The sequence below is a fragment of the Pseudomonas sp. 32_A genome, assembly GCF_017490905.1.
GTDB lineage: Bacteria > Pseudomonadota > Gammaproteobacteria > Pseudomonadales > Pseudomonadaceae > Aquipseudomonas > Aquipseudomonas inefficax.
In genome coordinates this window covers 1-444 of record NZ_JAFGYI010000349.1, presented here as the reverse complement: position 1 = coordinate 444, position 444 = coordinate 1, and the positions used below count along the sequence as shown (strand labels likewise).

Sequence of the window (444 nt, the reverse complement as noted above, 5' to 3'; positions counted from 1 at the left end):
ATGCCCAGCTCGGCGAAGATCTGCATCGCGACGAGGCTGTTGAACGTGTAGTAATAGCCCTGCAATTCGGGCGACAGGCAGCGCGCGATCAGCAGCACGGTGACGAGCCCGCTCGCGATCGCCCACGTCCGCGCGAGCAGCGTGACGGCGACCGGCAGATCGATGCCGCCCAGATGCCACAGGCGGCCGAGCGCGGCGGCGAACGCCTTCATCGCGGGCGCGGCCCGCAAAGGCCGTCGGCGCGGCCCAACGGCGGCCGGCGAGCGCCGGTCGTACCGATCATATCGAGCGCGCCCGCCGCGGCGAACGATCGGCGGCCGCCGGCGCGGGTGCACGGCGCATCGCCATACACGGGCATCGCCGGCCCGGCGACCGACCGCGCGCGCGCGGCACGCGGCGCCCGCACGCGCAGCACTTGCACGCGGGCCCGGCGAACCTCTGCTC

Annotated in this window: 1 protein-coding gene and 1 pseudogene; both read right to left on the bottom strand. The window is 74.3% G+C overall.

Features of this window, described 5'->3' with window-relative positions:
* Positions 1-212: pseudogene (locus tag J5M58_RS27025) on the bottom strand (hypothetical protein); the annotation flags it as partial.
* On the bottom strand, positions 209-444 hold a 236-nt coding region (locus tag J5M58_RS27020), incomplete at its 5' end, for a hypothetical protein (RefSeq protein ID WP_207880500.1). The pseudogene J5M58_RS27025 and the gene J5M58_RS27020, both read right to left, overlap by 4 nt.